Source organism: Streptomyces echinatus, from assembly GCF_014203595.1.
GTDB lineage: Bacteria > Actinomycetota > Actinomycetes > Streptomycetales > Streptomycetaceae > Streptomyces > Streptomyces echinatus.
Window position 1 is genome coordinate 465283 of sequence record NZ_JACHJK010000002.1, and the last position, 18667, is coordinate 483949.

Genomic DNA, 18667 nt, shown 5'->3' on the forward strand with positions numbered 1-18667 from the left:
CACCGCACCATGACCACCCCGCGCGCCCCCGAGTATCCGGAGCCCTTCCTGCCACCGGACCCGAAGGCGGCCGCCAACAGCCGCATCGCGGACTTCGCCCGCTGGGCCGCCCGGCACCATCACGCCGAAGGGCTCCAGGACCCCACCGACTACCAGTCCCTGCACCACTGGTCCGTCACCGACCTGGAGAGCTTCTGGGCGGCGGTGTGGAGGTACTTCGACATCGACGCGACCACGCCGTACGAGCGGGTGCTGGCCGAGGAGACCATGCCCGGCGCCCGCTGGTTCCCCGGCGCCACCCTCAACTACGCCCACCACGCGCTGCGCAACCTGCACCCGGACGCACCCGCGATCACCGCACTGGACGAGACCGGAGCCGGCTACGAGATCACGGGCAGGGAGCTACGCGCCCAGGTCGCCTCCGTCGCGGCCACCCTGCGCGACCTCGGCGTCGGAACGGGCGACCGGGTGGTCGGCTACCTGCCCAACACCCCCCACGCCGTCATCGCCTTCCTCGCCACCGCCAGCCTGGGCGCGGTGTGGTCCGTGTGCGGCCAGGACTACGCACCCAAGGCCGCCGCCGACCGCTTCACCCAGCTCGAACCCACCGTGCTCATCACCGCGGACGGCTACCTCTTCAACGGCACCACCCACGACCGCCGCGCCGCCTCACTCGACCTGGCCGGCGCCCTGCCCACGCTGAAAGCCACGGTGCTCGTGGATCATCTGGGATTCGCCTGGCCCGAGACCCGCACCGCGGGACTGACGGTTCCCTGGCAGGACGCGGCCACCCGCGCCGAGTACCTCACCATCACCCCGGTGCCCTTCGACCACCCGCTGTGGATCGTCTTCTCCTCCGGCACCACCGGCCTGCCCAAGGGCATCGTCCACGGGCACGGCGGCGTCCTGCTGGAGCACCTCAAGATCCTCGGCCTGCACTGCGACCTGGGCGTCGGGGACCGCTTGCTGTGGTACACCACGACCCACTGGATGATGTGGAACCTGGTCGTCTCCACCCTGCTGACCGGTGCCACCACCTGCACCTACGACGGCAGCCCCGCCCCGGTCACGCGCCCGGACATCCTGTGGGAACTGGCGGCCCGCCACAAGGTCACCGTCTTCGGCACCAGCCCCCAATACCTGCTGGCCATGGCCAAACTCGGCATCGAACCCGCCGTGCACGACCTGTCGTCGATCCGCGTCATCGGCTGCACCGGCTCCGCCCTGCCCGCCTCCGCCTACCCCTGGGTCCGCGACCACGTCGGCGCAGGCGTCCAGCCGGCCTCCACCAGCGGCGGCACGGACGTCGTCTCCGCCTTCGCCGGCAGCGCCCCCACCACCCCGGTGTGGGCGGGTGAACTGTCGGCACCCAACCTCGGCGTGGCGCTCGCGGCCTACGACGAGGACGGACGGCCGGTCCTCGACCAGGTCGGCGAACTGGTCGTCACCCACCCGATGCCCTCCATGCCGCTGTACTTCTGGAACGACCCCGACGGCAGCCGTTACCACGGCGCCTACTTCACCGCCTACCCGGGCGTGTGGCGGCACGGCGACTGGATCACCCTCACCTCGCACGGCTCGGTGATCGTGCACGGTCGCTCCGACGCCACGCTCAACCGCAACGGCGTGCGCCTGGGCAGCGCCGACATTCACGACATCGTCGAACACCTCCCTGAGATCGCCGAGGCCCTCGTCATCGGTGCAGAGGAACCCGACGGCGGCTACTGGATGCCGCTCTTCGTGGTCCTCGCCGACGGGGTCGGTCTGGACGAGTCCCTGTGCGAGAAGATCCGCGACGCGATCCGCACCGGCGCCTCACCCCGCCACGTCCCCGACGAGATCCTCGCCGTGCCGGCCATCCCGCACACGAAGACCGGCAAGAAGCTCGAGGTCCCCGTCAAGCGCCTCCTCCAGGGCACCCGCGCCGAGCAGGTCCTCAATCCCTCCGCGGTCGACAACCCCGACCTGATCGCCTACTTCGCCGACCTGGGAGCCGAACGCCGCCAGGCCCGCCGCCCGCACACCCCCAAGGGCGTCTCATGATCCTGACCACCTCACTGACCTCTCTCATCGCGTTGATCTTCGCCCTGCTCGGCGCGGCCAAGATCCTTGCCCTGGGTCCGATGCCCGACCTGGCCGCCCACGCCGGCTTCACCACCGCGGCCTACCGGGTGATCGGCGCCCTGGAGCTGGCGGGCGCCATCGGCGTGGCCCTCGGCCCGGTCGTACGGCTGTGCGGTGGCCTGGCCGGCATGGGACTGCTGATGCTGCTCGCCGGTGCCGTGACCACGCACGCACGCAAGGGCGACGGGCTGCCCAAGCTCATCCCGGCGGTGGCGTGCGCGGCCCTGGTCGCGTGGTATCTCGTACTCCTCCCCGGCCGCTGACCCGTTCCGGGGGACTGCCGGCGGCCACTCGTCCTGTTAGCGAGCCCGTGATGGGGCTGGCAGACTGAATCCGTGGTTCCGCTGATGGTCGCGGCGGATCAGATCGCGTCCTCATCGCTTACCGGTGCCAGTGTGGTGTCAGCCTGCGCACTGCTCTTCACCGTCGCGTCGTTCTGGTGGCTCCACGCGCGACAGGGATGCCTGCAGGCGTGGGAGCCTCATGCCTTCGCGGCGATCGTCGACGGTTCCACGGCACGTCTACGGCTGCCGCTCATCCTGCACAACACCGGTCCCAAACCGATCGTCGTACAGGACATCATCCTGACCTTCCCTGATGAGCCCGCCTCCCATCTGCCACTGCTGTGGGTCTCCTCACCGTCCCGCCTCCAGCCGGAGCCGGACGAGGAAGCGAAGCTGCCGGCCGGATTCGTCGTGCCCGGCAGACAAGCGCAACAACTCTTCATCGAGTTCGAGGCACCGTTTTCCGGATTCCTCCCGGAGGCCCGTGACTACAAGGCCCAGCTACAAGTGCGGGTCGGCCACCGCAAGGGTTGGCGCCCCTTGCTGACGTTCAGCTTGAGGGCCGCCAACATCATCGATCCAGATCGCTACACCGTCTACAACAACGCAGCGCTCGGACTGACGAAGGAAGACCAGAAAAGAGCGGACGCCGCGCTCTTCGAGCTGCTGGAAGAGCACGGGGACGGCTCCCCTCCGGGCGGCAGGAGACAGAAAGACCCTCCGAATGACGAAGGTGACGCCGACACGAGCCGCTGATCAAGCCTTCATGACCCCGCCGTCCCCACAAATCGAGCAGCCTGCACGACGATCGCAACGCTCTGACCTGCACGTTTACGAGGCACTGCACATAAGTGCAGGTCAGAAGCGGGTGAGGCCGTGTACCACCAGCAAAACGAAGAACCTGCTAAGCGCTCGACTCAACTGGCGAAGCATGACCGTCCGCCACATGACGAACCCTGACACGCCAACCGCACCACGACACTCGGCGGACTGATACAGCCGCTTCTATCATCCGGGCTTCGCCTGCGCTGCGGTACACAACTCGCGCCCCGCAGGCCATCCCAACACTGCTACGTCCGATCTGCGAATCATGCCGGAGTTCTACGCAGCGTAGTCAGCACCAAGTCAGCACGGGAGTGAGCACGGCGCCGCCAAATCATGCCCGACCAGTGCAACTCGGACAGCACCCTTCGCGGCCTCATTGCGGCCGTCACCGAGGCCCTGGCAGCGCCCCCATGGGGTGCGCACGCACTCCCACTCCCAAAACTATGGTGTCCCACCACATACGCCTCTGACCTGCGCGTTCCTACGGTGTGGCGACACGCAAACGTCCCCGTCGAACGCCAGGAAGTGGTGCCGATGTCGTCGCCCGCAAGCGCTCCACCAGCCCCGTCCAGCCTCCCCCGCATCGTCGCCGCCAGCCTCATCGGGACCACCATCGAGTGGTACGACAACTCCTTCGATCAGGGCTAGGACCTGCGGCTTTCCCGATGTTGACCCTTCCAGGTCAGCACCGAACCAGCACCGGAACCCTTCGTGCTGGCCGGCGAAGGGGGAGGCACCCGCCCTGGCCGGCGGCGGCCCTGAAGACACGCACCAACGCTCGTTACTGACAGTAACCCGCTCTCTCGCGGTAAAGAGCTTCGGGTGCGGTTTCGCAGCGGTGAGGGCTTCTTCAAGCGCCTCGGCTGGGCACTTATGGGCCGCGACCATGGGCGCGGTCCGGCAGGCCGGCGTTAGGCATCGTCGGTGCCGCAGTGATCATTTCGGTTGCCGCGGCCGTGCTGATGGGCCCTGACGATGGTTGATCGAGTGCGCCGAGTCAGTCCACCTCCGCCTGTCGCCGGGCTGCGGCCAGGAGCCGGTCGAAGGTTCCGTAGGCGCGGAGGTAGCGGAACTCCCCTCCGGTGGAAGCGCTACGGCTTCGGCCGCGAGCTGGACCGACCAGGCATCGAGGAGTTCGCGAACAAGAAGCTTTTCCGCACGGCCGCGGAGGGCTTTGCGTGAACACCTTCCGCCTTGGCCTGCCGGGACACGTGATTGAAACGGGTGGTGATCGGCCGATCACATCCCCAGGCCACAACGTTCGCGCTTACGGCGGCCCAGTCCGAGGGGGGTGAGCATCTCAACGCCGGTTTATATTTCACTTTTTGCCCGCTTCTGCAATCCATCGTGCGACGCCCTCGAAAGCGCTCAGCGCTCGTACATCGTAGGGTCCGAAGAAGTCCTGGCAGTCATGGCCGAGCCGGTTGTAGAGAGCCACGGCTCCTCGTGCGTCACCTGACTGACCGGTGAGTTCAGCGTGTTTCCCGCGTGCGTCGATCACGGCCTGGTCCCTCGGTCCGAACCTGCGCTCGAGGTCGAAGATACGGCGATCCAGGGCTCGAATGCTTCCGGAGAGGCCGGCATCGGTGGCGGACGTCTCCAACTGGTCGGCCTCTTCAGCCGCACCAGCCAGGCCCGCGGCATCCAGGACATGCTGGACCCCTCTCACCGTATCCGCCACCGTTTGGGCGCTCTTCGGGCGACGCGCCGGGTCCTTGGCCAGCAGCATTTGAACAATGGAATCCAGCTGAGGGGGAACGCCGGGGCGGTGTGCGCTCGGGGGTGCCGGTGTGTTCTCCTGGTGCATCCTGCCCACGGCCATGACGTCGTCTCCAGGGCTGCCGAACGGTGGGCGGCCTGTCAGCATCTCGTACAGGACGCAGCCTACGGAGTACAAGTCGCTGCGCAGACTTCCTTGTTCACCGCTCCACCGCTCCGGTGCCTTGTAGAGCGGGGTACCTGCGGTCGTCTGCGACTGGGTGACGTCGGCGAGGAACGCCAGCCCGAAGTCGACGATCTTCACATCACGTTCCTGCGTGATCATGATGTTGTCGGGCTTGATGTCGCGGTGGAGCACCTTGGCCTTGTGTGCGGCCTCGAGCCCTTCGCATATCTGACGGGTCCAGCGCACGGCTGGCTCGAGAGCGAGAGTCGCACCCGTCTTCAGGTGCTCAGCGAGTGACTTGCCCTCTACGTACTCCATGACGATGTACAACTCGCCGTCATGTTCTCCGGTGTCGTAGATGTGCGCGACGTGGGGGTGGTTGATCCGCGCCATGGCCAGACCTTCACGTTCGAACATCTTTACCGTCGAATCGACGAACTCCGTGAGGGCTCCCTGCTGGGCGAGTCGGCGCCGAGCAAGGAATTTCAGAGCCACGGTGCGGCCGAGTTTCGTGTCCTCGACCGTCCACACATCGCCCATTGCGCCTCTGGCAGGGCCACCCTTCTGCTGGTAACGACCGCCGATCAGTGGGAAGGTGTCCACCCGTATCCTCTTCCGTTCACTCGCCACACCACACGATGGGCTCATGGTCAGTGCGGTGTGCGATCACCTCCCCACATGGTGAGGGCCGTCAGTTCCCCCATCGACTCATGCCATTCCTCGAAGAAGTCCTCACGTTGGTCCAGAGCCTTCGCCAACGTTGCGACGGCCTCATGCTGTAGCCGGCCCCCCTGATCGAGCACGTGCTTCCTGCGCAGTGGAACACCGCAAATCTCCCACGCCGCCCACCCGAACATCGCAAGGGCGACCAGGAGGAACAGCCCCAGCGATACGCCCTCGAGGAACGGCACCACGAGTGACCCGGTGAGGGTTCCGATCGCCAGGGCGCCCCAGATGCGCGGCCATCTGCGTACGACCGCGTCCGACTGCTCCTGCGTCTGCCGCTTGATGTGCGTCGCCAGGTCATCGAGGAGCGAGCCCGGGTCGACCATCCGTTGGGGATCCGTCGGAACGGTGCAGGACCAGTCGGCGATGCTCAGGGTGACGTGCTGAGGAAGGTGGTACCGGGAGGCCGCCACTATTCGGTTGGCGGCGTGCTCCAAGCTCGGCCAGAGAGCACGAAGGGCCATGCGGCGGGCCGCAGAGCCGAGCCGTGCTGTGGCCGGTTCGAAGGCGGCCTGGTCGAGGAGCGTCATGAAGGTCACTGGTTCCGCGTCCGGGCCGAGGGACATCTCGTGTGCCGCCTTGGCAGCTTCGAGGTCTCCCCCATGCTCGATGACACGCTCGAGCCACCGCATCCCCTCCCTCATGTCTGCCTCATCGGGTTCGAGTTGGTTGATGAGTCGCTCCAGGGCACTTTCGACGTAGTGGCCGGCGCTGTCGGGCCAGTCGACGCCGTTCGGCCCGTCCGGGAATGTGCGCCTGAGATGAGCCAGTGTTCTGCCGGACACTGATGCGAGCTCCCAGCCTTCCGCGAGCGATTCCCACTGCGGCCCGCATACCTTGCGCAGTGCGTCGTACTGCCCCCTGGGCATGCGTCGGCACAGGCTCTGCAGCCGAACCTCGCACTGGCCGCCATCGGCCAGGTCGGCAGCCGGGTAGGAACTACCCGGAGTGAGCTGCCTGCTCTGGCTCCATCCCGTCATGGCCAACTGCGTATAGCCGAGCGCCTCCTCTCCCAGTTCCTTGCTCGCGATGGCGTCCAAGACCACGAAGAAATCCTGGCCGAGTTCGTCGGGATCAAGTGATTGCAGGTAGAGGTCCATACAGTTGGCCGCCTTCACCTGGTCTCCGAGACGGGAGTAGGTCAGTGCGAAGAAGAGGTTGGTTTTGGCAGCGTCCAGCATGAGCGCGTGCGCGTGGGCGCTCTCGCCCCGTTCCACCTCGTTGCGGAATGCGGCTGCTACCGTCATGGCAGCCGGTGCCAGCCAGTATGTCGGTTCGAGGAGCATGCGTTCCTCTGTACAGGCTCGCACCGTGGCTGTATTGACGACTCCCCTGTTGACGGCGTGCGCGGTGAGGGTGTGAACGAGTCCTCGGGCCAGTGCGCGCGTGTGCTTGCGCTGGGCGAAGTCCGCATGCCATTGGGTGGTCAGGCGTGACAGCTCGGCCTGAGCCGTGGCCACCTCTCGGTCGCGGCCGTACTGTTCGATGAAGCTGTCGAGGGTCAGACGTGTGTCGGTAACCGCGCTTTCCAGCCCCGCTAGCTCTTGGCGAACTTCGGCGAGTTCGCTGCTGAGCTTGCCGACGTGTGCTCGTACGCCGTGGAGGTTCTCCTCGAAACCGTCCAGCTTGCCCTCGTGCCGAGTCTGGCTCTGCCCTATGCCCTCCACTCGTTCGCGGAGTCGCTCCAGTGTCGAGTCCGCTTCGTACTGGGCTTGATCCGCTTTGACGGACATCCGAGATCAGGGGTTCAGCCCCGGGAGGATGTCCATCATGGAGAGCATGGGGAAGAAGAAGCCTCGCCCTCGTCGCTCGTTCACGCCGGAGTTCAAAGCGGAGATCGTCGAGCTGTGCCGACGCGGTGACCGCTCGGTCGGTCAGATCGCCAAGGACTTCGATCTGACCGAGACAGCGGTGCGTGACTGGGTGAAGCAGGCCGAGGTCGATGCGGGCGAGCGGGACGGCCTGACCAGCAGCGAACGCGAGGAACTGGCCGCATTGCGGCGGGAGAACCGCCGTCTGCGTGAGGACGTCGACATCCTCAAGCGGGCCACGGCTTTCTTCGCGAAGGAGACCCGGTGACGGTGCACCCGTTCATCGAGGCGGAGAAGCGGGCAGGTCACAGCGTCAAACGAGCGTGTGAGCTGTTGAAGGTCTCCCGGACCGCCTTCTATGCCCGCCGCGCTGCCAAGCCTGGTCCCCGCGCGGTCCGTGATGCCGAGCTGGCGGAACAGATCGCCGACGTCCACACGAGATCGCGGGGAACGTACGGCGCCCCGCGCGTCCATGCCGTGCTCAAGCGGGCAGGCGCCGGATGCGGCCGCCGACGTGTCGCGCGGCTGATGCGGGCTGCCGGCCTGCAGGGCCGACACCGCAGACGACGGCACCTGACGACGATTCCTGATCCACGGGCTGCCCTGCGGCCCGATCTCGTCGTCCGGGACTTCCAGCCCGACCCCGCCGGCTTGGATGCCCGCTGGTGCGGCGACATCACCTACATCGCCACGGAGGAGGGCTGGCTCTATCTGGCCACCGTCATCGACATCGCCTCCCGTCGTGTGGTCGGCTGGGCGACGGCCGACCATCTGCGGACCGATCTGGTCGCCGATGCCCTCACGGCCGCCTGCCGCAAGCGCCGTCCCACCCGGCCGGTGATCTTCCACTCGGATCGTGGCTGTCAGTACACCAGCCGACAATTCGCCGTACTGGCAGACCAGTTGGGGGTGCGTCTGTCGGTCGGCCGCACCGGACAGTGCTGGGACAACGCACTCGCCGAGTCATTCTTCGAGACCGTCAAGAGGGAGTTGCTCGACACGACCTCCTCGCCCAGCAGGGCCGCCGCCCGAACCGCGATCTTCGATTTCATCGAGGGCTGGTACAACTTGCACCGTCTGCACAGCAGCCTCGGCTACCGCAGTCCCGCCGAATATGAGACCGCACTCGCAGCATGACCACCACACCGATGGTGTCCGTCAAAGCGGAACAAGCTCAGTACCGGTCTTCCATGACATCCCCCGGGCTCCTCGTGTCACGCAGTGCGCGCCCGCTCATTATCCGGTCAACGTGCGCGGGCCATAATGAACTGGCGCAATTGATCAGGTGGTTGTCTGTCGGCGGCCGTTGTCAGTGCGGGATGGCACTATGACGTGCCACGTGCCCGGCGCACCTGACGGAGGAAGCCCCTTGCGCGAGATCGTCTACTTGTCGGAGAGCAAACTGCGGCAGTTCATGCCCGAGCCGCGGCGCGCCCCGCGTGCGGGTACTCTTCGCGTGACTACGCCGTTCGGTGGCATCGACATGGACGCGCCGACCACGGACGAAGAGCAGAGTCGGCACCTGCGCCAGGTGTACCGACACGTGGAACGTGTCGCGGACTGGTACGAGAAGCCGGGGCTGCGACCTGGTCAGTGGGTTCAGTACGAGGTTCCTCTCCGATGCGTGACGCTCAGTGGCGCCCACGAGGATCTCGTGCTCTTCGTGGACCGGCCCGGAAGAGACATGCACCTGGCATCCGATCAGAGTTGCCGTCTGCTGATGCACGGTTCCGTCCGGCACTTGCGAGGCTGGAACCCGATGTCAGTCGACGGACCCGTGTTGGAGGTGGGGAACTCGGCCTCCAGTCTGGGGCATGCATTCGTCACGAGGGCCGGCCAGGTCGTCGAGGCACTCACCAGACACCGCGACCCTATGGCGGCAGATCAGACCGCATCACGGACAGCTCCCGCTCTGCACGGCCGAGGCGTACGGGAGCTGTTGCACGCCCTGGACGATGAAGATCTCAGCCTTGACACATCCGCTTTGATGACCGGATACGCGCGGGTCACTGGGGTGCTCTCCACTAGCAGTTCCAATGGGCCGTGCGTAGTCGCGAGCCCGCTCATCGTGGAGTACGCGACGGCCGTCCCCGAGTGAAGTGTCGCGGCCACTCCGGACACCCCGGCCACCACTCGCACTACAACGCGGTCCGTCTCACGCTTCTTACACGTCTGTCACCCACTACGCCGACTCCCCCGGACCGCGATGCCATGACCTGCTACTAAGCACCGTCCTGGACTGACGTGGACACTCAAGGACGGTCTCTACAACCTGTGCCAGGTCGTCTCCTGTGAGGCACCCACACGCGGCGGAGGAACCTGGCGGCCCCCCTCCTGGCGCGCGCCCCCTGTCACCGCGCCGCGGAGCGCTTCTTCTCGGTACGGCTTCCAGGTCGTCCGGTCCTCCCTGCCGCGCATCTGCGTTCCCATGTCGGAGAAGGAAACGGGAAACAGCATCGATCACCTTGTCCGCTCCGGCCCGACTGCCGCACGCTTTCGTGCAACGCCGACTCGGTCCAGGGCGGGAGGGGTTGGAGGTTTCCGTGCCACAGCCGTCCATCGGGTTCGGCGAGGAGTTGAGGAAGCGGCGTCTGGAGGCGGGGCTCAGCCTCACCTCGCTGTCCGGCTCCGTGCACTACAGCAAGGCGCAGTTGAGCAAGGTGGAGCGGGGCCTGAAGGTCCCCAGCCGTGACCTCGCTCGTCTGTGCGACGCCGCCCTCGGGGCCGGCGGGGCCCTGCTGGCCCTGCTCGCACCGGAGACCACCAACCCGCCCGTCGATCCGGCGCCGGGCCATGTCCACGAGGAGGACTGGATCATGCAGTTGTCGCCGGACGGTCCGAACACCTTCCAGCCCGTGGGCCGACGAGAAGTCGTGGGCGCCGGTGTCTCCTCGCTGATGGCGTGGCGGTCCGACAGCGCGGGCCCGGCCTCGCCGGCCGCGAGCGCAGGGATGCTGGAAGCCTCCCGCTCGCTGTTCACCCACTGCCGCAGACTCGGCCAGACGGTGGCGCCCGGTCTGCTCCTGCCCGTTCTGATCGCACAGACGCACACCCTGCGGGAACTGTCCGCCCACTGTGACAGCGGCACCCGGCGCCACCTGCTAGCCCTCGGCTCCCGGTACGCCGAATACGTCGGCTGGCTGGTGCAGGAGACCGGGGACGAGCGGGCGGCCCTGTGGTGGACGCAGCGCGCGGTCGATCTGGCGGCCGCCGGCGGCGACCGGGCGCTGGCCGGTTATGCGCTGGTCCGCCGGGCCCTGATCACGCTGTACCGGGACGACGCCGAGCAGACGATCGCTCTGGCCCGTCGCGCGCAGAGCGGCGCCCTGCCCCCGCGGATCCGCGGGCTCGCCGCGCAGCGCGAAGCCCAGGGCCACGCCCTGGCGGGTGACCACCGGGCCTGTCTGCACGCGCTGGACCGCGCGCGTGCGTTTCTTGCCCTCCAGGACGACGGGACCGACGAGCCGGTGATCGGCACCATGCACCTTCCCGATCCGGTCGGCATGGTCACCGGCTGGTGCCTGGTCGATCTCGGGCGGCCGCGCGAGGCGGGCGTGGAGCTGGACCGGCAACTCGCCCTGGTCGGCGAGGATGCGGTCCGCACCCAGGTCAGGTACGGCGTCCGCCGCGCACTCGCCTACGCGTCGGCCGGTGAGATCGACCACGCCTGTGACCTGGCGGCACCCCTCCTCGACGGGGTGGAGGTTGTGGGTTCCGCCACGGTCACGACCGACCTGAGGCGGCTCACGCGCGTCCTGGCGCGCCACGCGAACCATTCCTCCGTACGTCGTCTAGGACCGCGACTCGGCACGTTGTCGCACTCGTCCACCATCTGAAGGAGTCACTGGCATGCCCCACGTGTTCATCAACTACCGCACCGGCGACGGTGAGCGGACCGCGGCCCTCCTCGACCAGGAGTTGTCACGGCGCTTCGGCCAGGACCGTGTCTTCCGCGCGTCCAGGTCCATCACCCCAGGGGACGCCTACCCCGGGGCTCTGCTGACCTCGTTACGCCGCAGCTCCGTGTTGCTGGCCGTCGTAGGACCGGACTGGACGAACTTCCGCAGTCGGCTGCAGGATCCCGACGACTGGGTGCGCAAGGAGATCGAGGCCGCGTTCGAGTGCGGGCTCGTCGTCGTGCCGGTGCTGGACGGCCGCAAGACCGACCGGTTGAGCAAGGCGGCCCTGCCCTCGGAGCTGGCGCGGCTCGCCGATCTGCAGTCCGTGCCGTTCGACAGCACCCACGACACCGAGGCCGGCGTCCGGCGGATCGGTGATCTGGTCGCCGAGCTGGTCCCCGAGCTGCGGGACCTGAGCGACGGCGAGCCGTCGCCGGCGTCGACCACCGTGCACAACTCGATCCGGGACGTGAGCGGAACGTCCGTCCAAGCGGGCGCCTTCAGCGGTGACGTCGGCGGCACGATCGTGAAGAGCTCCCACGGCACGGTCCACACGGGCAACGGCAGCATCTACAACAACTCACGCCATGTGTCAGGCGACCGCTACATCTCGGGCACCGGGACGACATACACCGAGGGTGACCACCACGGGGACGTCCACCAGCGGTTCGGGGAGCCGGAGCGGCCCCAGGACGACCGCCGGTGAGCACGGAGCACACCACCCGGGTCGAGAGCACGCAGGGCGTCACGCACACGGGCGACGGCCACATCTACGTCAGCCTCGGTGCCGCTGCGCACGAGCCCCGAAAGCCGGTCTTCCGGCAGCTTCCCGATGACCAACTGCGCTGGACCCGGCGAGTGTTGGTCGCTCCGGTCAACATGGGCAGGGCCCGCACCACGCTGGAGGAGACGGGCACCGTCATCCTCGACGGTGCTCCCGGCAGCGGCCGCTCGGCCACGGCCCGCGTACTGTTGCGTGAACACCACCGTCCCGGCGGGGCCTTCCGCGAACTCCTGCCCGACGAACGAGACGAGCTGCCACTGCGCGACCCGGCTTTCGTCGACCCGGGCGACCGGCTGCTGCTCGACCTGTCCACCGCCGAGGCCCGTCTCTGGCATGCGGCGCGGGGCGACCTGCCCGCCCTGCGCCAGACGGTGCGCGAGCGGCGGGCCCAGCTCGTCGTCGTCATGCCGCACGACGGCGCTCTCGATCCCAACCTCCAGCACTACCGTGTCGAAATCGGACCGCCGGCCTTCCCCATGGAGGTTCTCAGACGCCACCTGCGCGCCCACGGTGTGCCGTACGAGGAGTTCCTCCGGAACGACGTCACCGTCGACGAGTTCCTGAGCGAACGCAAACCGATGCGGGAGATCGCCGATTTCGCCGACCGCATACGCCGGGCCCGCGAAACGGCCGGGCCCGGCGAGGGATTCGCCGAGTGGTGCGCGGCCGCGAAACGTGCGCGCGCCGGGCGCCGAACCGAAGTCGCCGACCGCGTCGTCGGTTTACCCGAGGCCTCCCAACGCGCCCTGATGATCGCCGTGTCCATGCTTCACGGCGCGCACGCCGACGTCGTCCACCGAGCGGCCGCGCTTCTGCTGAACACGGTCGGGACCCCCCAGGAGGAGGCTCCGCTCCTCCAGCGCAAGGACCTCGCCCAGCGGCTGTCGGAGATCTCGGCCCGCTCCGGGCCGGACGGTCGCGTGCGGTTCACAGAGCTGGACTACGACTCCGCCGTCCGCGCCCACTTCTGGGATCACATGCCCGACCTGCGGCCCCACCTCGGCGTATGGGCCGCGCGGGTCGTCGAGTCGAACGACCCTCATCTCGTGCCGCACGTCCGCGACGGGCTAGTGGCCAGGCTGGCCGGCGAGTACCTGCGGACCGGGCGGGCGGACGCGCTCGCCGCGCTCGCCGAACGGTGGAGTGCGCAGGGAGTGGGCAGAGCCCGGTCGGAGGCGGCGGTCCAGGCGCTCACCTGCGGCCTCGCGGACCCCGCCCACGGCAAGGACTTCCGTGAACGGATCTACCAGTGGTGCGCGTACCGCCGGCTGACCGGTGAGTTCGCCCATGTGTTGGTCCAGGTCTGCGCCGATGTCCTCGCGCTGGACCATCCGGACCACGCCCTGATCCGGCTGCACCATCTCGCCCGGCGTGAGCGCGGCACGGCCCAGGCCCTCCAGGCCCTGTGCCATCTGGTGGCCGGGAGCCGACGGCTGCGCCGAAGGCTGCTCGACCGGCTGGCACGCGGTGACATCGCACCGACCGACCTGGGCGTCTTTCTGCGCGTCAGCGATCCGGCGCCGCTCACGGACCGCTCCGTCACCACCCGCGCTCTGGTCGACGAGGAGGGGGTCCGACGCTCGCTGGTCACATGCTGGCGCGCCGTGCTGACCGACGCGGTGTCGCGGCCGGAAGGACGACGGCGCGTGGCACCCCGGGCAGAGCTGCAGCGCTGGTTGCACTGGGCAGCCGAGGGCGCCGGTGACCGGGAGGAGATCCTGCTCGACCTGCTGGTCGATGCCGCCGACCGCTGCGGAGAGGACCGGGGCGCGGCGTTCGCCGCGCTGTACGCGGCCGCACGCCAGGCGGAGTGTGCTTCTCCGGGTGGAGGCGCCCGCTCCGCCGAGACGACCGACCTGTTGCTCCACAAGATCGGCGTGGCCCAGGGCCTCGGTCCTGCCGCCCCGTCGGCATCGGCCAGAGGGGGTCGATCATGACGACCGCACGCAAGACGACGGCCGTGTTCCTCACCGTTCTGTGCGGCCTGCTGCTGACCATCGTCGGCCTCGTGCAGCGATGGCCCGGCTGGACCTGGCCGGCGCTGGCCGTGCTTCTTCTCGTGGTGCCCGCGGGAGTCTTCCGGGTGGCCTCACAGCGCCGCGGCCCGGTGCCTGTCAGCTTCGAGGAGCAGCTCACGGCCGCCCCGGTGGAGCGGACCGAGTGCCGCGTCAACCGGGTGGCGCTCCCAAGCCTCTGGGACGACTACCACTTCGTCTTCTCGGCGACCGTGCGGTGGTGCTCCGCCGAAGGCCCGGGGCGCGGCACGGTCCTCAACCCGGCCGGCCTCGCCGTCGACGCGGTCCTCGGCCGGGCCCGCGCCATTGCCGAGAAGCGGGAACCCGGCCACGCCTCGCTCCTCCAGCACGAACTCGGCGGCGCCCTCAGCCGCATGTGCCCGGACTCCACGGGCCACCTCCGGGCGATGGCGGAGGACATCAGCCTCACGTTGCCCGACGATGACCAGGAGCGTCTGGACCGGCTCGCCGGCATACGCAAGGACGAGGCGGTCTGGGAGCACCAGCGCAAGTACGAGCAGAGCAAGCGCCGGTATCTGGGCGAGGACGTCCTCAAGGACACCGGCAGCGCCGTCGTGTGGTGGCTCACCAAGAACGACGAGCACGTGGCGAAGACGGTGGCCGACCTCCCCCTGCTGGCCCAGTTGACCTCCGCGGCCAACGACACCGACATCCCCGAGCGCCTGCTCGAAATGCTGCCGCACCGGCCGGAAGAACCCGGGACGCCGGACACCGGCACGGAGCCCGCAGCTCCCCCGCCCCGTGAGCCCTCGGCTGCCGACCACCTGTCGGGGTTCTTCGAGGCCATGGGCTTCACGGAGGACGACGACCGGCGGGCGATGCTGGCCCGACAGTTCTCGCGGCTCATCGAGCAGCACAACCGCCACGAGACAGCGGAGGACCTCCTGCGCCGATTCGATCCGCCGAGGCCTCCCGCCCCCGACACCGGTACGGAACCGGCCCCCGACCCCGGCCCGCCGGCCGAGACGGCCTGACCACCGACCAGGACATTTCATCCCCGCGCATCCAGGAGGACGCGATGGACGCCGAACTGGCCGCGATGGCGGCATCGGGAGCCACCACCCTGGTCTCCCTCATGGTCACTGATTCCTGGGCCCACGCCCGCGCACTGATGGGCCGGTTCCTGACACGTGCGGGCGCGGACACCACCGCGATCACCAGCCTGGACGACGCGCGTACGCGGCTGCTCCTCGCCGGCACCGCGGCGGACGAACGCGCCACATCCGGCATCGCAGCCGAATGGCAGAGCCATCTCTGTCGGCTCGTGGAAGCCGGGGCCCTCACCGGCGAGGACCTGAGTGGGCTCGAAGCCGCGTTGCGCCGACTGGTGGCCACCGCAGCGGGCCGCCCGGCAACGGTGCACAACACCGTCTCCGGCGGCACCCAGCACGGCCCAATCGTCCAGGCCGGCACCGTCACCGGCCTGGCCTTCACCCCGGATCCGTCCCCGCGCCGGGAGCAGGGCTGAAGGCCGGCCCGGGTATCTTGTCGACGCCGGGGTCCCGATCTCGTACGCCGCGTGCCTCTTTTGCCGGTGGTCGGTCCTTGACACGGCTGCAGTCTCTGACGGAGGGGACTGCCTCGGCACGGCTGGAGCCCGCCGTCCTGGCTGTCACCGCGGCGGCCTTGACCGCAGGGGTGCTGCCCGGGTCGCCGGTGACGGGGGCTCGCCGACCTCCTGTGAGGTCTGGGCACCTTCGCCCGGTCCTGCCGGCGGTGGGCTGGGTACTCGCCGCGCTTCGCCACGGCCGTGCGGGCGTCGACCTGATCGCGGTTCTCGCTCCCGGTGGCACCCTGGCGTGCGCGGACGGGAAGCCGAATGCGCGTGTCGCGGCGGAGGTAACCGGGACCGAGGCCGTCTGAAGCTGCGCTGGCCCGTGGCCGTGTCTTCGTCGGCCTGTTCGTGCAGGGGATGCAGGATCCGCGGCCGTTGAGCGCCGAAGAGATGGAGCACCTGATGGCCCATACGGGCGGCATCGCGCGGCGCTCCTTCGCTGCGCTGCACGAGGACGAGGACTGAGCGCAGATCTACTCAGCGGGTCAGACCTCGTCGAATACGGACACTTCCTCAGTCTCAGGTGTACCGCCGACTGGCCCGGTCCAGCTGCGCTGCTCGTACGGCTCCTGCGGGTTCCAGTCCTGCGCGAAGATGCGCTCCTGGATCCCTCGGATCTCGTCGGCCCGGGATGCTCGGAGGCCGGACTCGATTACAAAGTGGCGCGCCCAGTCGTAGTCGTCTGCGGTGAGCGCCTGCACGGAAGGCAGGTTCACGAAGCGCTTGCTGCCGTTGGCGTAAGCGCTCACCGTCGGAGCTAGGACCCGGAAGCGGGCCAGACTGGTGTAGTCGATACCGAGGCTGATCGCGCGCATCGCGCGCTGTGTGATGACAGCGAACTCGCTCAGCTTCTTCAGCCGGGTGTTGCCACGGGCGTTTCGGCCATCGACGCGCGGTTCGTCCATGATGTAGACGGACTCGCCGAACTTGAACGGGGACTCGCCGGCCATGGGGCGGTCCCTTCTGGCGTAGTGGTCGAGGAGGGCGTCGAAGGCAAGCGCCAACCCTGCCATGGCCATCGAGTAGTCGCCGATGTCGGCGTGGGTCTGGGCCTCGCGCACGAGCCGGGCCGTGTCGGGTTGCGTGAGCAGGTCGACCATGTCGATGGAGTCGAAGTCGACACCGAAGACCTTCGGCGTGACTGTGGTGAAGAAGTCGTCCAGGGTCTGGCGGGCCTGCTCGATCTGGTGCTCGGAGGGGAATGTGCCGTTGTGCTTGAGCGCCACGCGAGCGTCGTTGAGGCGCTTCATGGAGTCCTTCTTCGGCAGCTCGAAGTCCGGCTTGATCAGCGCCCAGTACTGGATGAAGTCGGGAGCCTTGTTCACGTCGATCCCCAAATGCTGAGTGACAGTGCCGAGGTAGTTCTCGACGGCGTCGTGGAAGGACGTGATGGCACGCGAGCGCAGCGGAGCGGGCTGGCGGCTCTGCTCGATACCCTCGCGGTACAGGAAGCGGACGTACGCGAGGCGCTGTACGACATCCGCATTCAGGGTGGGTGCCATGGGAACTCCCTATGGTTGCGGTGGTGTTGTGATTCTGGTGGTTCGTCCGAGACCGGTGCACCTGGATATCCGGCGGCAGGTCGGTCGATAGGCTGCCACGGCCTCTGCGCATGAGAGGCCGCGGCGGCGTGCCACTCTCAGCCAAGAGCGGCGCCGACGGCGTAGCCGATCAGGCTTACGGCCACGACGGACAGGCCGAGCGCGGCGCCCTGCTGCTTGACGACCTTGCCGAGGTAGGCCTGTCCGGCCATGGCCGCGACCATGACGAGGACCGCCTTCTGCTTCTGCGACATGTGCTTCACCTCCTTCCTGCGGGAGTTGGGACGAAGGATCGCATGCGGCACTGACAATGCCTCCAGGATTACGGTGCGTTGCCCTGTGGTGAGGCTTTGACCTGAGTGTTTGCTAAATCGCCCGGGCCGGGTGCACCTTGCGCGCCATGCGCTACTACGTGATGAGTGGCCCGCATCAGGGCGACACGGGTGAGATGACGGAAGGGGTGGGCGAGATCCAACTCCCCCACCCCGCGACCACAGGCGTGCGCTGCCGGTACAGGGTGAACACCTCGGACGGGCTGATCGAACAGGGAGGGTTCGAGCCGGGTGTGCAGCTGCACTACGTCGGCGACGTCCCTAGTCAGGGGTAGGACGAACGCGGCGGCCCCGCCTGGCGAGAATCCAGGCGGGGCCGTCTGCGATCGTACGCGTCAGGGCGGGAGTGCACCTAGAGTCTGGGGCAGCAGCATGCAGCCGACTACGGCTTGTAGCTGGGGTCCATGAGGTACAAGGCGGCACCCACTTCGGTGATCTTTGCGACGGCCGCTCCCTGTGGGCAGCTGCGTCTCAGTCAGCCCATGGTGCCGAGGTCACCGGCGATCTCGTCCATGCGCCGGCCGATCTCGTGGACGTCGGGGTGGGTGTAGAAGTCGCGGGCGATGCTCCGCTCAAGTCGGGCGTCGGCCGCGGCGAAGCGCTTGAAGCCTTCGGCGGCCCGGGCCAGGGCTGCACCAAGATTGCCAGTGGACGGGTTGGTCTCGTCGCTCATGGGTGGATGCCTCCTCTTGGTGTTGGCTTCAGGATGGCAGAGGTGGGACTGGTATTAGGGGGCGTCGTCGATGATGACCGGATCATTGACCTCGATCTCGTGCGCGATGACGAGGCGTTGCCACAGCGGGTCGGGTTCGGGGGTGTCGAGGAGCTTCACGTCGGCCTCCGTTCTTGTGCCGGCAGCGGACAC

17 protein-coding genes are annotated in these 18667 nt (G+C 68.1%); 12 read left to right on the forward strand and 5 right to left on the reverse strand.

All coding sequences use genetic code 11. The features are described from left to right. The first annotated feature begins 9 nt into the window (after window positions 1-9). From FHS34_RS06610 to FHS34_RS06620, 3 genes are all read left to right on the forward strand, one after another. Window positions 10-2043, forward strand: coding sequence for an acetoacetate--CoA ligase (locus tag FHS34_RS06610; RefSeq protein WP_184962094.1), 2034 nt, complete (start codon window positions 10-12; stop codon window positions 2041-2043). Beyond that, window positions 2040-2387 (forward strand): DoxX family protein, encoded by a 348-nt coding sequence (locus tag FHS34_RS06615; protein WP_184962096.1) that lies wholly within the window; start codon window positions 2040-2042, stop codon window positions 2385-2387. Before FHS34_RS06610 ends, FHS34_RS06615 begins: the two co-directional genes overlap by 4 nt. 72 nt (window positions 2388-2459) lie before the next feature. Further along, window positions 2460-3164 (forward strand): hypothetical protein, encoded by a 705-nt coding sequence (locus FHS34_RS06620; RefSeq protein WP_184962098.1) that lies wholly within the window; start codon window positions 2460-2462, stop codon window positions 3162-3164. 1387 nt (window positions 3165-4551) lie between these two features. Here the strand turns inward: FHS34_RS06620 and FHS34_RS06625 are convergent. Together FHS34_RS06625 and FHS34_RS06630 are read right to left on the reverse strand one after the other, a co-directional pair. Further along, a complete protein-coding gene (locus tag FHS34_RS06625) occupies window positions 4552-5721 on the reverse strand; it encodes a serine/threonine-protein kinase (protein ID WP_184962100.1) in 1170 nt (389 codons plus the stop codon). A 47-nt stretch (window positions 5722-5768) separates the two neighbouring features. Continuing rightward, window positions 5769-7577: a hypothetical protein gene (locus tag FHS34_RS06630; protein WP_184962102.1), complete on the reverse strand. Its 1809-nt coding sequence runs from the start codon at window positions 7575-7577 to the stop codon at window positions 5769-5771. Between the two features lie 28 nt (window positions 7578-7605). On the opposite strand from FHS34_RS06630, the gene FHS34_RS06635 reads away from it, so the two are divergent. From FHS34_RS06635 to FHS34_RS06670, 8 genes are all read left to right on the forward strand, one after another. Continuing rightward, window positions 7606-7923 carry a transposase gene (locus FHS34_RS06635; protein ID WP_078960673.1) on the forward strand — a complete coding sequence of 106 codons (318 nt, stop codon included), beginning with the start codon at window positions 7606-7608 and terminating at the stop codon, window positions 7921-7923. Then, the gene (locus FHS34_RS06640; protein WP_184962104.1) at window positions 7920-8792 is read left to right on the forward strand and encodes an IS3 family transposase; all 873 of its coding nucleotides are present in this window, start codon (window positions 7920-7922) and stop codon (window positions 8790-8792) included. Before FHS34_RS06635 ends, FHS34_RS06640 begins: the two co-directional genes overlap by 4 nt. Before the next feature lie 232 nt (window positions 8793-9024). After that, a complete protein-coding gene (locus FHS34_RS06645; RefSeq protein ID WP_184962106.1) occupies window positions 9025-9753 on the forward strand; it encodes an SAVMC3_10250 family protein in 729 nt (242 codons plus the stop codon). A gap of 445 nt (window positions 9754-10198) precedes the next feature. After that, complete coding sequence (locus FHS34_RS06650) at window positions 10199-11491, forward strand: helix-turn-helix domain-containing protein (RefSeq protein ID WP_184962108.1); 1293 nt, start codon at window positions 10199-10201, stop codon at window positions 11489-11491. A gap of 13 nt (window positions 11492-11504) precedes the next feature. Further along, window positions 11505-12260, forward strand: coding sequence for a toll/interleukin-1 receptor domain-containing protein (locus FHS34_RS06655; protein ID WP_184962110.1), 756 nt, complete (start codon window positions 11505-11507; stop codon window positions 12258-12260). Beyond that, on the forward strand, window positions 12257-14275 hold the full coding sequence (locus tag FHS34_RS06660; RefSeq protein WP_184962112.1) for a hypothetical protein: 2019 nt from the start codon (window positions 12257-12259) through the stop codon (window positions 14273-14275). Before FHS34_RS06655 ends, FHS34_RS06660 begins: the two co-directional genes overlap by 4 nt. Beyond that, window positions 14272-15348, forward strand: coding sequence for a hypothetical protein (locus tag FHS34_RS06665; RefSeq protein WP_184962114.1), 1077 nt, complete (start codon window positions 14272-14274; stop codon window positions 15346-15348). The genes FHS34_RS06660 and FHS34_RS06665 overlap by 4 nt, the downstream gene beginning before the upstream one ends. A gap of 44 nt (window positions 15349-15392) precedes the next feature. Then, window positions 15393-15842: a hypothetical protein gene (locus tag FHS34_RS06670; RefSeq protein ID WP_184962116.1), complete on the forward strand. Its 450-nt coding sequence runs from the start codon at window positions 15393-15395 to the stop codon at window positions 15840-15842. Window positions 15843-16414: 572 nt separating this feature from the next. Here the strand turns inward: FHS34_RS06670 and FHS34_RS06675 are convergent. Beyond that, on the reverse strand, window positions 16415-17431 hold the full coding sequence (locus tag FHS34_RS06675; RefSeq protein ID WP_184962118.1) for a hypothetical protein: 1017 nt from the start codon (window positions 17429-17431) through the stop codon (window positions 16415-16417). 137 nt (window positions 17432-17568) lie between these two features. Then, the gene (locus FHS34_RS06680) at window positions 17569-17724 is read right to left on the reverse strand and encodes a hypothetical protein (protein ID WP_184962120.1); all 156 of its coding nucleotides are present in this window, start codon (window positions 17722-17724) and stop codon (window positions 17569-17571) included. Between the two features lie 146 nt (window positions 17725-17870). Here FHS34_RS06680 and FHS34_RS06685 point away from each other — a divergent pair, with 146 nt between their 5' ends. Continuing rightward, the gene (locus FHS34_RS06685) at window positions 17871-18077 is read left to right on the forward strand and encodes a hypothetical protein (RefSeq protein WP_184962122.1); all 207 of its coding nucleotides are present in this window, start codon (window positions 17871-17873) and stop codon (window positions 18075-18077) included. 200 nt (window positions 18078-18277) lie between these two features. Here FHS34_RS06685 and FHS34_RS06690 read toward each other — a convergent pair whose 3' ends face one another. Then, on the reverse strand, window positions 18278-18475 hold the full coding sequence (locus FHS34_RS06690) for a hypothetical protein (protein ID WP_184962123.1): 198 nt from the start codon (window positions 18473-18475) through the stop codon (window positions 18278-18280). Window positions 18476-18667: the final 192 nt, after the last annotated feature.

Excerpts from the sequence above, each read along its gene's own strand:
- FHS34_RS06610 (WP_184962094.1), top strand. The coding sequence starts at position 10 with ATGACCACCCCGCGCGCCCCCGAGTATCCGGAGCCCTTCCTGCCACCG.
- FHS34_RS06615 (WP_184962096.1), top strand. The coding sequence starts at position 2,040 with ATGATCCTGACCACCTCACTGACCTCTCTCATCGCGTTGATCTTCGCC.
- FHS34_RS06630 (WP_184962102.1), bottom strand. The coding sequence starts at position 7,577 with ATGTCCGTCAAAGCGGATCAAGCCCAGTACGAAGCGGACTCGACACTG.
- FHS34_RS06635 (WP_078960673.1), top strand. The coding sequence starts at position 7,606 with ATGTCCATCATGGAGAGCATGGGGAAGAAGAAGCCTCGCCCTCGTCGC.
- FHS34_RS06655 (WP_184962110.1), top strand. The coding sequence starts at position 11,505 with ATGCCCCACGTGTTCATCAACTACCGCACCGGCGACGGTGAGCGGACC.
- FHS34_RS06665 (WP_184962114.1), top strand. The coding sequence starts at position 14,272 with ATGACGACCGCACGCAAGACGACGGCCGTGTTCCTCACCGTTCTGTGC.
- FHS34_RS06670 (WP_184962116.1), top strand. The coding sequence starts at position 15,393 with ATGGACGCCGAACTGGCCGCGATGGCGGCATCGGGAGCCACCACCCTG.
- FHS34_RS06675 (WP_184962118.1), bottom strand. The coding sequence starts at position 17,431 with ATGGCACCCACCCTGAATGCGGATGTCGTACAGCGCCTCGCGTACGTC.
- FHS34_RS06680 (WP_184962120.1), bottom strand. The coding sequence starts at position 17,724 with ATGTCGCAGAAGCAGAAGGCGGTCCTCGTCATGGTCGCGGCCATGGCC.
- FHS34_RS06685 (WP_184962122.1), top strand. The coding sequence starts at position 17,871 with ATGCGCTACTACGTGATGAGTGGCCCGCATCAGGGCGACACGGGTGAG.
- FHS34_RS06690 (WP_184962123.1), bottom strand. The coding sequence starts at position 18,475 with ATGAGCGACGAGACCAACCCGTCCACTGGCAATCTTGGTGCAGCCCTG.